The sequence below is a fragment of the Trichocoleus desertorum AS-A10 genome, assembly GCF_039962155.1.
Lineage (GTDB): Bacteria > Cyanobacteriota > Cyanobacteriia > FACHB-46 > FACHB-46 > Trichocoleus.
In genome coordinates this window covers 1-15,066 of sequence record NZ_JAMPKN010000008.1, presented here as the reverse complement: position 1 = coordinate 15,066, position 15,066 = coordinate 1, and the positions used below count along the sequence as shown (strand labels likewise).

12 protein-coding genes are annotated in these 15,066 nt (G+C 48.0%); 11 read left to right on the top strand and 1 reads right to left on the bottom strand.

Going from position 1 to position 15,066, the window contains the following annotated elements; genetic code table 11:
* Window positions 1-142: 142 nt before the first annotated feature.
* A complete protein-coding gene (locus NDA01_RS12945) occupies window positions 143-1,111 on the top strand; it encodes a peptidoglycan recognition protein family protein (protein ID WP_348228262.1) in 969 nt (322 codons plus the stop codon).
* Window positions 1,112-1,179: 68 nt separating this feature from the next.
* On the opposite strand, the gene NDA01_RS12940 is transcribed toward NDA01_RS12945, so the two are convergent.
* Window positions 1,180-1,320, bottom strand: coding sequence for a hypothetical protein (locus NDA01_RS12940; RefSeq protein ID WP_348228261.1), 141 nt, complete (start codon window positions 1,318-1,320; stop codon window positions 1,180-1,182).
* Between the two features lie 92 nt (window positions 1,321-1,412).
* On the opposite strand from NDA01_RS12940, the gene NDA01_RS12935 reads away from it, so the two are divergent.
* The 10 genes from NDA01_RS12935 to NDA01_RS12890 all read left to right on the top strand — a co-directional run bounded on the left by NDA01_RS12935 (window position 1,413) and on the right by NDA01_RS12890 (window position 14,959).
* Window positions 1,413-3,173 (top strand): LIC_10190 family membrane protein, encoded by a 1,761-nt coding sequence (locus NDA01_RS12935; RefSeq protein ID WP_348228260.1) that lies wholly within the window; start codon window positions 1,413-1,415, stop codon window positions 3,171-3,173.
* A gap of 488 nt (window positions 3,174-3,661) precedes the next feature.
* Complete coding sequence (locus NDA01_RS12930) at window positions 3,662-5,044, top strand: FAD-dependent oxidoreductase (protein WP_348228259.1); 1,383 nt, start codon at window positions 3,662-3,664, stop codon at window positions 5,042-5,044.
* Between the two features lie 14 nt (window positions 5,045-5,058).
* A complete protein-coding gene (locus NDA01_RS12925) occupies window positions 5,059-6,117 on the top strand; it encodes a glycosyltransferase family 2 protein (RefSeq protein WP_348228258.1) in 1,059 nt (352 codons plus the stop codon).
* Window positions 6,107-7,264 carry a glycosyltransferase family 2 protein gene (locus tag NDA01_RS12920; RefSeq protein ID WP_348228257.1) on the top strand — a complete coding sequence of 386 codons (1,158 nt, stop codon included), beginning with the start codon at window positions 6,107-6,109 and terminating at the stop codon, window positions 7,262-7,264. Before NDA01_RS12925 ends, NDA01_RS12920 begins: the two co-directional genes overlap by 11 nt.
* An 81-nt stretch (window positions 7,265-7,345) precedes the next feature.
* Window positions 7,346-8,518, top strand: coding sequence for a glycosyltransferase family 2 protein (locus NDA01_RS12915; RefSeq protein ID WP_348228256.1), 1,173 nt, complete (start codon window positions 7,346-7,348; stop codon window positions 8,516-8,518).
* A 23-nt stretch (window positions 8,519-8,541) separates the two neighbouring features.
* A complete protein-coding gene (locus NDA01_RS12910; protein ID WP_348228255.1) occupies window positions 8,542-9,846 on the top strand; it encodes a glycosyltransferase family 2 protein in 1,305 nt (434 codons plus the stop codon).
* Window positions 9,836-11,101, top strand: coding sequence for a glycosyltransferase family 2 protein (locus NDA01_RS12905; RefSeq protein ID WP_348228254.1), 1,266 nt, complete (start codon window positions 9,836-9,838; stop codon window positions 11,099-11,101). The genes NDA01_RS12910 and NDA01_RS12905 overlap by 11 nt, the downstream gene beginning before the upstream one ends.
* Window positions 11,098-11,889, top strand: a complete 792-nt coding sequence (locus NDA01_RS12900; RefSeq protein ID WP_313930121.1) for an ABC transporter permease — start codon at window positions 11,098-11,100, stop codon at window positions 11,887-11,889. Before NDA01_RS12905 ends, NDA01_RS12900 begins: the two co-directional genes overlap by 4 nt.
* Window positions 11,890-13,143, top strand: a complete 1,254-nt coding sequence (locus NDA01_RS12895; protein WP_348228253.1) for an ABC transporter ATP-binding protein — start codon at window positions 11,890-11,892, stop codon at window positions 13,141-13,143. It abuts the gene before it with no gap.
* An 88-nt stretch (window positions 13,144-13,231) separates the two neighbouring features.
* Entirely contained in the window at window positions 13,232-14,959 is a 1,728-nt protein-coding gene (locus tag NDA01_RS12890) for a phospholipid carrier-dependent glycosyltransferase (protein WP_348228252.1), read from the top strand.
* Window positions 14,960-15,066 lie beyond the last annotated feature (107 nt).

Genomic DNA, 15,066 nt, shown 5'->3' with positions numbered 1-15,066 from the left:
TAGGCTTGCAATATTTCAGGAGCAATAATCTCTGCCATTCTGTCCTGAGCCTGGTTAGACTGAGCGTTAAACATAAGTTAGGTCTCAAAACTACTAGCAGTGTTCTTCTATTGGCAACTCCCTAACCCTTACTCAAAACTCTATGAATTTTCTACGTCGGTTTCAGAGTCTTGATAATCAATTAAAAGCTGTCTTGGCGACTGTTGTGATTAGTGTGGTGTGGTTGGTTTATGCCGTAACAACCATCCAACCTGGAGATGCCGAGATTCTGGCGAATCAACCTCAGCAAATTGCGATCGCCCAAGTGCCACCTAGCCAAATGCGACCCTCTGATAGTCGAGCTAGCATTCAGTCTAGTGTCATTGTGCCTACTGTCCCGCTGTCCGCTTCCCCCACCGTTCAGCCAGTGCCGCCGCAAGTCTCTCGGCCCGTTCGATCGCAGCCCATTCGATCGCAGCCTGCGCCCCCTGCCTCCTCTCAGCCACCGACAAGACCCCCCGCAGTCCCAGCTTATCAACCCAGAGAACTGGTCGCTTTTGCAGATCCCACGAATTATGGAGAGCGAGTGCTCAAAGATGTGTATGGTCGTTCTGCTGCCCATGCACCGATTGTCGTGCTGCATGAAACCGTCAGCTCGGCGAACAGCACCATCTCATTCTTTCAAACTCCACATCCTAGAGACGAAGACCAGGCAAGCTACCACGCATTAATTACTCAGGATGGGACGATTGTGTATCTCGTTTCCCCCGATAAGCGAGCCTTTGGGGCAGGCAACTCGGTGTTTAATGGCCCGAATGGTCCAGAGGCAGTGAAAACGCATCCCAAATTTCCTCCCTCTGTCAATAATTTTGCTTACCATATCTCCTTAGAAACGCCTCCCGATGGTCGCAATAACGGCAACCGTCACAGCGGTTACACAGCTGCTCAATATGAATCGCTGAGTTGGTTAGTTGCAAGAGCCGCTGTGCCCGAATCGAGGATTACCACTCATCAAGCAGTCGATCGCTCTGGATCTCGCAAAGACCCCCGTAGTTTTAATCAGCAAACGTTCCTGACGCTGCTGCGTGCTTACACTCGACCCGCTCTGACGGCTCCTACACCTCGCAGCTAGTTAAAGCTGGCCGAGCGATCTTCCCGAGTTAGGCGATCGCCTGAGTAGATAACTGGTTATATACCTGGTTAGAACTGAAACACGGTTCTCACGACGCCGACAAAGACATCATCATTCTCTGCATTGTGGTTTGAGCAAGGACCGTAGACCGAGTAGAGTAGTCGCGATCGCTGCATCTTTGAGGCACTGTATTCCGATTGAATAAACAAAAACCTTTATAAGGCAATGGTTTGAATCTCCTCAAGCTAGAGGCTCAACCAAGCGGCAATGCTAGCCTAGCTTCAGTTCACAACTAGCCTTCATGCTTTACTTTATTGCTGCCTGGACTCTGTTAAGTATGGCTTGCTGGCCGATTGGTGTAGCTCTGCTAAACCTATTGCAGGCAGACTGTTTTGAGCGATCGCCCCATCGCCCGATGGCAGCACTTTGGTTAGGTTTGATAGTTCTGGCAGTAGCACTGCTAGGCACCTCTCTCTTATTGCCCCTATCACCTGTAGTCGGTGGGTTGGTTACCGTTGCTTTAGTTGCTGCTTCACTATTGCCGCGATCAGCCCGTCAAGAAGTTGTAGCCTGGCGGGTCAATCTATCACCTCGGCTAATTTTAGGAATTTCAATCCTTACCTTGGCGATCGCGGTTATTACCACTCGACAGGTTACTTGGATCGATACTGGCATTTATCACTACGGCAGCATTCGTTGGCTGTCCGAATTCGGTACAGTACCGGGTCTAGCGCTGTTGAAAAAACAGTTCGGTTTTGCTTCATCTTGGTTTGCTCTAGCGGCTCCTTTGAATCCCGTGGGTTTAGGAGGACGCGTTAGCGCTTTGCCTAATGGCTTTGCCATACTTTTAGCCGTATTACATTTCTGGGTCAGTTTGACTCGAAGCTTCACAGCTCAGGCTAAGCTCAGCGATTGGTTTGCTACCTTGTTTTTTGGCTTAGTGCTGCCACCGCTGTTGTTTACCCACTTGCTGTCAGTCATTTTGGTATCTCCCTCGCCAGACATCCCCGTCATTTTTTTAACGGGAGTCGTAGCTTGGAGTATTTTAGTGATTTCTGAGCAACGGACCGATTCTGTGAATGCAGGGCCAAAAAGTATTTTAGAGCCTGAACTAATTCCGCTAATTTTGGCAGCTGGAGCCGTCACGATTAAGCTGACTGCGTTGCCAATTTTATTAATTGCTAGCTTATTTTATCTAGTAGCTAAGCGCCCAAGCTTCAAGCGGTTACTAGTGGGTGGTGCGGTTTTGGCAGGTTTGCTGCTACCCATGTTGCTATTTAGCCTTGTGACTTCTGGATGTCCGCTTTATCCCTCTACTTTCCTCTGCCTTGATTTGCCCTGGTCCCAAACGGTGCAAGAGGCAAAGCAACTGGCCGAAGTGACGCGTGGGTGGGGGACTTGGTTTGGTTCAGCTCCTACCGGAGTTTCTGCGACTTTGTGGCTGTTTTGGCAGTGGTTCAATGCGATCGGCTCTAGCAAATTAATTGTTTTATTAATTGGGCTTTCGATCGTTTCCATGATTTATGTCTTTCGGACTGTCATCTCGCAACAAAATCAGGGACAGCTTTGGGTGTTGGGGTTAGCTGTAGTTGGCACCAGCTTCATGATGTTGCAATCTCCCCTCTTAAGATTTGGGATTGGCTACGTTGTGCTTTTACCTGTCTTGTCCGTTGCCATTTTGTTTCATGCCAAGCTGCAAAACCGTTGTATTGAGCTGAACAAACGATTTACGGCTAATCCCCACCGCCAAAAACATCGATGGCAATCTTGGGTGTTGTTGTGTTCGGGCACCTTGGTACTCGTGGCTTTGAGTCAGCCCCCAGTGCGATCGCGTCTTGTCTTACCACCTGCACTGCCTAAGACCAAATTGACACAACAACAAGTTAACAATGTTGTTTATTCCTCGCCTCAAAACTCCAAGGGAGCTTGCTGGGCAGCAGAACTGCCTTGCTCTCCTCAGCCTGCTAAGGACATATGGCTACGTGGTCCTGTCCGTGGTCTTCCCGCAGGATTCGTACGCAAGCCTGAAGTGCTTCCTAGCTCAGTAAATACCGTGCCTTAAGGATTTAATCGCAACTTTACATACTGAAGAAGTATTCTAAAGAGCTTGAAGCTATGAATCAGTAGGAGCCTAAGCAATTTTTCCCCTCAGTATGTATGGCTAGGCATATTTCCTTTTAATAAACTTTCAGTAGCAGCCCTGTGAAACTCTAGAGCTTAGTGCCAAAGTTATTTCTATCAGCCCTGATAGGACTACAGAGCCTCACCCTATTGGTAGATTTATACCGAGGTCGGAGATTCAGTGATTAAGTCCCAGAATTCCTAAAAATTTAACGCGAGAACTCTACCCCTTAATGGAAGTTTCGGAGCAGGGTTGGCCTGTGCCAGAATTTCTGACGCTTTCGGGTTTAGCTACAGTCTCAGCGTGGACAAGTTGACTGTGAACATTGACTTTGCTGGAGTATTACCTGGATGATCGCCGCGAAAGTTTTGAGAGATGCTATAGATTCTGAAACTGTCTACTTCGGAACGAGATCTAGGCAAAATTTTGTGATTTTAGGGGGTGGTCTTGCAGGTCTGGCCGCAGCTCAGGAACTCTTAAAGCGAGGCTGCAAAGTCACGCTGATTGAGCAAGGCGCTGAAGTGGGAGGACTCGCACGAACCTTCGAGCAAGATGGCTTTCGCTTCGATATCGGTGGGCATCGGTTTCACAGCAACAATCCCACGGTTGTGCAATGGCTTAAAGATTTATTAGGCAAGGATTTACGAGTAGTACCTCGCACTAGCCACATTTATTTAAACCAGCAATTTGTTAACTATCCCATTCAACTGCCGGGAGCGCTATCCATTTTTTCGCCGCTTAAAGCAGCCCAGATGGTGTTTAGTTACCTAGTAGCTAAATTTACTGAAAAGACTCGTCAGGATATTTCTTTTGAAGATTGGGTAATTAAACGCTACGGTCGGGCACTGTACGAAGTATTTTTCCAACCCTACACCGAGAAAGTTTGGGGTATTGCCTGCGACCAGCTCTCTGCGACTTGGGCTTCTCAACGGATTGGCATTCCTAGCCTATGGCGAATGGTGAAGCAGGCGATCGCTCCAGCTAAAGAAACGCCTGCTACTGCCATCTCTGAGTTCTACTACCCACGCGCTGGGTTTGGCATGATTCCAGATGCCTTGCGTGAGAACATCTTGGCGATGGGCGGCACGATTCACACCCATACTTCTTTGCTGAGCTGCACACCCCTCACTCAAGGTTTTGAAGTTAATGTTCGTCATCAAGACGGCACCACGCTGACCTTGAAAGCAGATCAAATTGTTTCTACGATTCCACTCAACTCCCTACTGCAAGCGATTCCCGAAGAGCTTGGTAGCCAAGAGATTTTACAGAGTTACAACTTGGAGTACCGAGACATCATTTGTTTGTTTGTAGCGCTCAAACGCCCACAAGTCAGCCAGGATAGCTGGACCTACTTTCCCATGAAAGACCTAATTTTTGGTCGCACTCATGAACCCAAAAATTGGTCGCCAGAAATGGTTCCTAGCAATGACTACACCTCTCTGGCGATCGAAATTTTTTCCAGCCGAGGCGAACCCACTTGGGAAATGTCGGATGACGCCATTCTGGACAAGGTGATTGAGCAAATGCATCAGATTGGTTGGATCAGCAAAGCGGATGTGCACAAAAGTTGGGTGTTGCGGGTGCCTTACGCTTATCCGGTTTACCGAGTTGGATACGAACCAACCCTCAGCAAAGTCAAAGACTACCTCAACCAGTGGGATAACCTGCATCTGGCAGGTAGAACTGGCTCGTTCCACTACATGAATAGTGACGGTGTAATTGAAGATGTGTTCCGCTTAATTGAAAAGTTATTTCCAGAAGGGGCGGCGCAAGTGCAGCCTCTGTCTACGGCTGCGGGTCGCTGGATGTAGGGGCACAGATGATCATGCGACAACCAGCACCACTCAAGGCTCTTTCTCATCCATTCCTCTCCATTGTGGTTCCAGTCTATAACGGAGGTGAAGCTTTCAGGGCTTGTCTGAGCGCCATTAGGCGATCGCACTTCCAAAATTGGGAACTGATTGTAGTTGATGATGGCTCTAGCGATCGCTCTGCTCAGATAGCCTCCGAGTTTGGGGCCACTGTGCTCAGCACTCATCAATCACAGAGCGGCCCTGGCTTTGCTCGCAACGTCGGGGCTCAGGTAGCTAAGGGTCAATATCTTTGCTTTATTGATGCTGACTGTGAAGTCAACAGCCAAACGTTAAACCGTCTAGCAGAAGTTCTGCGTAAGGATCTCACGCTAGACGCTGTGTTCGGCTCTTACGACGATGCCCCCAAAGCCACCAACTTTGTAGCTCAGTACAAAAACTTACTGCATCACTATACCCATCAAACTGGATGTGAAGATGCTTCTACTTTTTGGGCAGGCTGTGGTGCAGTGAAGCGTTCTACCTTTTTGGCTTTAGGAGGATTTGATACCCAACGCTATTCTCGTCCCAGCATCGAAGATATTGATTTGGGTTATCGTATCAAGCAGGCAGGCGGCAAGATTCTTTTAGCCAAACAGGTACAAGTGAAACATCACAAAGCTTGGAAGCTCAACAGCCTGATTAAAACAGACTTGTTCGATCGCGGTATCCCTTGGACTCAATTATTGCTCGATAGTCGTTCTGGGATGATCAACGATCTCAATCTTCAAGTTTCTAGCCGTCTTAGTGTTGTGGCAGTTTATTTGCTTCTGTTGCTAGGGCTGAGCAGTTTTTATAGTCCTCAGGCTGTGTGGGGACTTTTGCTGGTGGCGATCGCCCTTCTCATTCTGAATCAAGACGTATATCGCTTTTTCAGACAAAAGCGGGACTTGAGTTTCACACTAAAAGCAATTTTGATGCACTGGCTTTATTACATCTATAGCGGCCTTGCTTTTCTAATAGGAAATTATCTGCATTGGCAAGAGAAACTCGGTAAGGACCGAGCTGTGACTAAAACACTTTTTGATCATTAATCCATCTTTTAATCAGGCTGCAAAGATGAGTCGCTGCCAGGAGACTGATACTCCTTTAGTGTCTGTAATTATTCCGGCTTATAATGCTGAACGTTTTATCGCTAAAACGCTTGAGTCTGTAATCAACCAAACTTACAAAAATATTGAAGTGTTAGTGGTTGATGATGGCTCTAGCGATCGCACTGCTGAGATCGTTAATCAAATCAGTCAAAACGATAGCCGCATTGTATTACTACGGCAATCCAATTTAGGAGTGGCAGCAGCTCGTAATCTAGCGATTCAAACAGCTAAGGGAGAATTTATCGCTCCCATTGATGCTGATGATATTTGGTATCGCACTAATTTAGAAAAACAGGTGTGCTGTCTTTTGCAGGCCCCTGCGTCAGTAGGTCTCGTTTATTCTTGGTCAGCAGATATTGATGAGGCTGACTGGCAAACTGGGGAATATCGAGCTTCTCTGATCGAAGGTTCTGTTTTTAGAACCCTACTTTGCCACTATTTTTTAGGAAATGCTAGCTCAACCTTGATTCGTCGCAGCTGTTTAGAGAGGGTGAGCGGTTACAACTGCAATTTCAAGCAGCAAAATGCTCAGGGCTGTGAAGACTGGGATTTATATCTGCGAATTGCTGAACATTACCAATTTCGAGTTGTTCCAGAATTTCTAGTTGGATATCGCAAGCTTCCAGCTAGCATGTCCCGTGATTTTACTTCAATGGCCAAATCTCATGCCTTGATGCTCCGGGCAATCCGTCAAAAATATTCTGATATCCCTGCTTTAATCTACCGCTTGTCGAGCAGTAGTTTCTATCTATACTTAGCTCGTCAAAGCTACCAAGGTAAAAACTATCTAGCTTCGCTGTTCTGGTTGACAGCCGCTTTCAACGTAGACTTTACAACTTCTTTACTAAGACCAGAATTTTATATTTTACTGATGATGAATTTTTTCGGGATGATTACTGATTCACTTGCTACTAAATACTTCCGAGGGGCTAGATCAACAAGTTCACTTAGGCTTAACAGAAAAGTAGTCAGTACTTCACCAGAGTTTATTAATTCCAAGGCTGATATCAGGATAAAACTACTAATAGAGAGATCACTCCATCGGTGGATGCAAGGAAATCAATTCAATACGTCTTCAGATGGCTGAAGAATAAGTGAATTTTTTAACTATTATCCGGATTTTTTGAAAACAGAATCTACTATTTTTGACTGCATTTTGGGGGAAATAATGGCGACCGCAGTCCTAGACATTGACTTAAAACAGTTACCCGCTGAGATTACAAATTTAGAACGATACAATCAAGCATTAGTTTTGATTCGCTCTAATGGCAAACCGCTAGGCAAAGCGCTCCTGCCTGTCGCAGAAGGACACATTAGTGGTCTGGAGTTGCGAGAACGGTTGGTCAATGCTGTTGGGTCTCAACTTTGGGAAGAGTGGCTGCGGGAGTATCTAGAGTGGGATGAAGTGCAGAGTAAAATTTCTGCTTTGCCTCTAGCTACAGTGGCCATCTGTACCCGCGATCGCCCCGATGACTTAAAGCGATGTCTGGATGCTCTGATTCAACTGCCAGATGACGGTCAAGAGATTTTAGTCATCGATAACTGCCCTGCCACTAATGCCACTCAGGAGTTAGTCACTCACTATCCCACAGTTCGGTATGTGCGCGAAGAGCGCCCAGGGCTGAACAACGCTCGCAACCGAGCTTTACGAGAAGCTCACCATGAAATTGTCGCCTTCACCGATGATGATGCGGCTCCTGACCCAAATTGGTTGCGATCGCTTTTAGTTAATTTTGACGATCCCCTCGTTATCTGCACCACAGGTTTAACCATGCCTCTGGAGCTAGAAACAGAAGCTCAAGAGTGGTTTGAAACTTATAGTCCCTTTGGCAAAGGCTTCCACCGAGTTGTGTTTGAGAGTGCTAAACAGAACCCATTGGCAACAGGCAGAGTGGGTGCTGGGGCTAACATGGCGGTACGCCGCAGCTTACTTGAACAAGTAGGTGAATTTGATCCCTATCTGGATGCAGGCACTGCTACGTGCTCTGGCGGTGACCATGAAATGTTTGCTCGCATCCTGCTGGCAGGTTACCGCATTGTCTACGAACCTACAGCACTGAGTTGGCATCGCCATCGTCGCACTTGGGAAGAACTGCGCCGAGCTCTCTACGGTTATGGTGTGGGCGTTTACGCTTTCTGGACTCGCACCCTGCTAGTGGAAAAAGAATGGGTAATGGTGCAGCCTGCGATCGCATGGTTTCTCCACGACCAACTCCCTAATCTATTTCGCGCTATCTTCCGACTGCCAAATAGCTTGCCCTTAGATCTCGCCCTTGCCGAACTCCAAGGTTGTCTCGCTGGTCCCAAAGCTTATTTAACTGCTCGCAAACAATCTGCCTAAGTTCTCCTTAAGCCGTTAACACCATGCCGACTGTTAGTGTAATTATTCCCACCCACAACCGCAGTGCTGTTCTCAAACGGACCCTTGATGCCCTAGCTCAGCAAAACTATCCTTTGTCTGAGATGGAAGTGATCGTTGCTGCGGATGGTTGTACCGACGACACCAGCGAGATGCTCAAGGCTTATCAAGCGCCTTATACGCTTAAGGTGATTGAGCAACCGAGCCAGGGACCTGCGGTTGCCCGCAATCAAGGGGCAGCCTTGGCATTAGCTCCGTTACTCATCTTTCTAGATGATGATATTGAGGCTTCTCCAGGCTTTGTCGCAGCTCATGTGCAAGCTCACCAGAAACAAGCTAATCAAGTGGTATTGGGTTACCTACCCACTATCCTAAAAACTCAAACAGGCTTCTTCCGAATTACCTTACGGGGTTGGTGGGAAGCTATGTTTCAGAGAATGCGTCAGCCTGGATATCGCTTCGCTTACTGCGATTTGCTCAGTGGCAACTTCTCAGTGAGTGCAGATTTGTTTGCCGCAGTTGGCAAATTTGACCCTCAGTTCCGCTGCCATGAGGACTATGAGCTAGGCATGAGGTTATTGCAAGCTAAGGCAAAATTTACGTTTGCTGAAGCAGCGATGGGCTATCACCACGAGTTAACTGATCTCGATCGCTCGTTACGTCGCAAATATCAAGAAGGCAAGGCAGATGTTCAGCTGGGCCAGAAATATCCAGAGCTAAAACCCACTTTATTAGTGTCAACCATGATTGCTCGGTGCTCCTGGGTTGACCGAATGGCCCTAATTGTAATATTCAAAATGCCAGCACTTGGCGATCTGCTGGCCAAAGGACTACGGCGATCGCTCGATCTTTTAGAGTGGATGCGCTTACGGAGCTACTGGCGCACTTTGCTCGATCGCCTCTTAGGCTACTGGTATTTGCGTGGCATCGCTGAAGCTTCTAGCACTCAACAGGCTCTAACTACCTTTTTACAAGGTTCTCGCCCTGTTTCCAGTCCCAACCTCTTAGATATCGAAATCGATCTCAAGGCAGGGTTAGCTCAGGCTGAGTGCAGATTAGAGCAAGAGCGCCCTACTGGAGTTCGTCTCCGCTATGGCAAACAAATCATCGGTCGCATTCCAGCCATCCCTGGAACAGAAAGGTTACATGCCGCTCACCTACGTCCGACATTAGCTACGACTTTGGCTCCAGCGTTGATCCCAGCATTGGTCCTAGACAAGGCTGTTAATGTCACTAACTCCTCGCCTCAAGTTACTTACGAACTTCCAGCTCAACCTTCTCAGTCTCCGGAGCTTGTTTATGTCAACTAAGGTACTTGATTTAGACTTTAGCCAGCCGCTTTCTTCTGTTTGGAATCTGGAAGATTTTCATCAACTGCAAGTTTTGGTGCGTTACCACCAAAAACCGCTGGGTTGGATCTACTTACCTGTGCGTCATCAGATTGCTGTGACAGCTGAGCAATTGCAGCAAGCTGCGACCGAACAGTTGGGCTGGGAGTTGATGGCAGCGACAGTTGAGCAACAATTCCTAGAGCTTGAGCCACAAGCAACTATGGCTGAGCCAATTAGCATCATCGTTTGCACCCGCGATCGCGTCTCTGCTCTAAGCCAATGTCTACAATCCTTGCTGGCACTGGACTATCCCAGCTACGAAATCATTGTGGTCGATAGAACTCCTAGTAATGATGACACGGCACAACTCGTTGCTCAGTTGCCAGTGCGCTATGTCCGTGAAAGCCAAACTGGATTAGCATGGGCGCGCAATCGTGGCATTGCAGCTGCACGTCATGGCATCGTCGCTTTTATTGATGACGATGTAACAGTGGATAAGTTCTGGTTGCAAGCGATCGCGAGAACTTTTGCTGATAGCAAAGTTATGGCCGTTACCGGATTGGCTGCACCTGCTGAACTACAAACTCAAGCACAATACCTGTATGAGCTGCATTACGGTGGCATGAAGCAACGGTTGCAGCGTCGTACCGTTTGCAAAACGGTGTTTTCAGAATCACGGATTGTGAATGCAGAGGTGCCCAACCGGAATTTGTTATGGACAAATCTGCTAGGTACAAGCACTAATATGGCTTTCCGCCGCTCTCTCTTTACTGAGCTAGGCGGTTTTGATGGAGCTTTGGGAGATGGTACTCCTAGCCGTGGTGGCGATGAGTTGGAAATGTTCCACCGTCTTTTAGCCCAAGGGCATACTTTGGTATATGAACCTGCTGCGATCGCTTGGCATACGGCTGAACCGAGCCTAGCTCAATTGCGACGAGAGATTTTCAGGGATAACTGCGGTTTTGGTGCTCATTTAGTCGCTTCTACTAGTAAGGGTAGAGTTCACTGGTTGGCTGTAGGGCATGTCATGCTTTACCAATGGTTCTTACAATCAGTGCTGCGGCGCTTCCTGCGTCCCAATCGGCTCTCTCGTTCTCTGATTGCTTTAGAAGTTTTAGGTCTGTTAGTAGGAGCATTTTCCTACAGCTTTGATCGACTTCGCAGCCAACGCATCGAGAACATAGATGTTGAAGTACTGCTTGACTCAGCTAGCGCTCCAGAGGCAGTGTCGTGAGAACAGCTAGCCTATCACGCCGTCAGGGGAAGTTGATGCAGCGATTAGATCTCCTCCGCGAATTAGTAATTCGTGATATCCAAATTCTTTACAAGCGATCGGCTTTGGGTCTGGCTTGGACGCTCATTAACCCCTTGTTACAACTGGCTGTTTTTGCCTTTGTTTTCCAGCTTGTCTTGCCAGTTAATGTTCCTAAGTATTCCTCATTTGTGTTCAGCGGCTTATTGGTGTGGAACTGGTTCCAAAGCTCTCTCTTTCAAGCTACAGGTGTGATCACTAATAACCGGGCACTAATTCGACAACCTGGTTTTCCCGCAGCCATCTTGCCCGCAGTCACTGTCACGACTGGCCTGATTCACTTTACTTTAGCGCTGCCCATCTTGCTAGTGTTTATGAGTATTGATGGCATCGAACTCAAGCCAATTATCTTGGCGATGCCGCTGCTACTAGCGTTGCAGTTTGTACTCACAGTCAGCCTCACCTATCCTTTAGCCGCGGTCAATGTCACGTTTCGGGATACTCAGCACATTCTTGGGGTGATTCTGCAACTGTTGTTCTATCTCACACCCTTGTTTTACGACCTGAAAAGTGTACCGGAAAATCTACGTTTGGTTTATCACCTCAATCCAATTGTGCTTTTAGTGGAATCCTACCGAGATATTTTGATCCAGGGCGTACAACCAGACTGGATGGCGCTAGGAATTTTGAGTGCGTTGAGTGTGGTGCTGCTTCCCATTGGACACCAGATTTTCAGACGGCAGAGCGATCGCTTTGTGGAGGAGTTGTAAATGCGTTACGCAGTCTCGGTCCAGGGTTTAGGCAAGCAGTTCTCCCGATATCATGGCGATCGCCCCTTAACTTTTCAAGAAGCCGTTCTATCTGGTTTGCGTCGGATGCAACCCGTTGAGAAGTTCTGGGCCTTACGGGATATTAGTTTTACCGTTCTGCCAGGGCAAATGCTAGGGATTATTGGCAGAAATGGAGCCGGAAAATCTACCTTGCTCCAGCTAATTGGAGGGGTGGGCCGACCGGATGAAGGCAAAGTAAAAATCAATGGTCGGATTGGAGCCTTGCTAGATCTAGGAGCTGGCTTTCACTCGGATCTAACGGGACGCGAGAATGTTTTTGTGAGTGGGGTAGTCGCAGGATTAACTCGGCGGGAAGTGGCACGCCGCTTTGATGCCATTGTTGAGTTTGCCGAACTAGCTCCCTTTATTGACAGTCCCCTCAGAACCTACAGTACTGGTATGCAGATGCGGCTAGCCTTTGCAGTTGCGGTGCATACTGACCCCCAAGTTTTACTAGTAGACGAATTTCTATCGGTTGGGGATATCTCCTTTCAAGCCAAATGCTTGGATCGCATTGCTCAATTGAAAGAGCAAGGCTGCGCTATTATTCTAATTTCTCACAGTGCAGAACAAATTCAAGAACTGTGTGACCAAGCAATCTGGCTACGCGATGGCCAAATTATCGCTTATGGCGAACCTGGAATCGTTGCAGGCCAATATGTGGCTGAAATGCGCTCTGAGACTCGGCGGCGGACTCCTACACGCCCTCCTAAGCTAACCGATTCAGGGATTGAATTACGAGTCAATGAAAACCGTTTCGGTTCTTTAGAAGCTGAGATTACCAATGTACGCTTGCTACCTCAAGGTGAAATTGAGAGTGGAGCTCCCTTAGCTATCGAGATTCATTACCAAGCTGAGCAGCCAGTGGAATCTCCAATCATTAGCGTGACGATCAGCCGAGAAGACGGCCAAGCTTGTTTTGATATCAGTACCGAAACTTTAGGGCGATCGCTACCTCTGCTCGACGGCAAAAACCAAATCACACTACATCTCGATCGCCTTGATTTAGTGGGGGGAGACTACTTTGTGGATGTGGGCATCTATGAACAGAACTGGGCTTATGCCTACGACTACCATTGGCATGCCTATCCTTTATCGGTTCGCTCACCCATTCAGCAAAAGGGAATTCTGTCTTCTCCTCATCGCTGGCGGCTTAGCCCTGCCCAAGTGCCAGCTTTAGGAACACGCTACTAGGCGATCGCGACTCGGCAACCTAAATCTGGCTCTTCTTTTATTCTCTCAGACTAAGCCAGCCGAGCATCCTAAGAGGAGCAAATCAGCCATGAGAATCCAAAGAGGGTCGCAGTACTGCCTACTTGCTCTATGGTTAGCTTGGACGGTGGGGCTACTTCTGATTTATTACCGCCAAGTCTGGTTGTCACCCACAGAAAATTTAGCCTTAGTTTGGTCCAATCTAGTCGATCTACTGCCACTGTTGGGGATCGGCTTGGGAGCAGCATTACTACTGTTTTTAGCGCAGCGGGTTGGCAGAAAAATTAGTCAACTGCTACGACAGGAAAAATTCACCCAACCATCCCAACTGCTTTATGGCACTTTGCTTGAATTTGGTGGACTGACAATTTATGTGGCTCTCTCTTATCTCTTGATCCGCCGGGTTTTATTACCAGGGTTACCTTACTTTCATGAAGCCGTTGGGCGTAGTGTCATAGGAATCGTAGGAGCTGGCTTGACGGTGGTAGCGGCTCAATTTCTGGGACTAGGAGTTTGTCGATTGCTGTTGCGTTGGCAGTTTCAGGACTGGCGCAATCGCTGGCTCTACCACAGTGCAATTGGCTTAGGTGCGCTGGCTTATCTCTCTCTAGGACTCGCGTTCCTAGGGATTTACTATCGTTTGAGTATTCAAATTTTAGTCGCAACTGTCTTGGCAGCAGGTAGTTTGTGGCTGGGCTACTGTTTCAAGTCTGACAATTCATTGCAACTTCGCTCAGCTGCTCAACCCCGCCTCAGCCCGACCGTGGCCCCTGCTGATCGAATTTGGCAAGGAGTTACTCTGATCGCGATCGCCATTGCATTTGTGTGTGCTTTAGCTCCAGAGCAGGAGTTTGATGCGCTCAGTTACCACCTCAGTTTTCCAGAAATGTGGCTGGAAGCAGGATATTTAGTAGACCTGCCAGCTCAGTATGTTTCGCTTTATCCAATGACTTGGGAGTTGATTTTTGGGGCAGGTTTGGCCTTAGGCGGACCGATCGCTGCCAAATTACTCCATTTTGTTTCTTTGCCCCTGACCGTTCTTCTGACTTACCAGCTCACACGCCGTTTTGTTGCTGGAGTTTCTCCGTGGCTCGCTAGTGCTTTCTTAGTAACTGTTCCAATTGTTTTGTGGGAGGCCACCAGCGCTTATGTTGATTTAGCCTTGGCGTTGCATGTAGGACTCGTGTTATATGCTCTGTGGCAATATGTACAAGAGCGACATTGGCAGTGGTTAGTCTTAGCAGCACTGAACCTAGGCTTGGCATTGGCTAGTAAACACTTGGCGCTCTTTGTGCTGGCACTAGCAGCGATAGGGCTATTTCTACAGCTTTGGTTCCAGACGAAAAACTTTCGACAAGCTGTCATCCCCGCGATCGCTCTTAGTGTAGGCAGCCTAGTGTTACCGTTTCCTTGGTATCTCCGCAGCTGGCTCGCTTCAGGAAATCCAGTTTTTCCAGAACTGTTCAGTCTGTTTGGTGCCCCTGCCGATCGCTGGGATGCAGTTTCCGAAAGAGGATTAGATCATTTCTTAGAGCAATTTGGGCGTCCCGACTCTGTCTTAAATCTGCTCACCTTGCCTTGGGATATGACGGTGAATGCAGCTGATTACGGTGGTACCCTCGGCCCTTTGTTTCTCTTGTTTCTACCTGGATGGGTTTTTATCCGTCGCTACTCTTCAGCTGCGTCCTGGTTTGCAGGCTTCGTCTTGTTGTACGTTGTCCTTTGGGCTTCTCCTTTTTGCAGCTTCCAAATGCGCTTTTTAGTGCCGATTACTCCGCTTCTGGCAATTCTGTATTAGACGACACTGTATAGACGAGGTCACGACAGAAGTTTGTCGGGTGCTGATGATGGAGAGACAGTTGCTCTCAGTTACAGATCACGACAACCTTATGACTCGGTGACCCG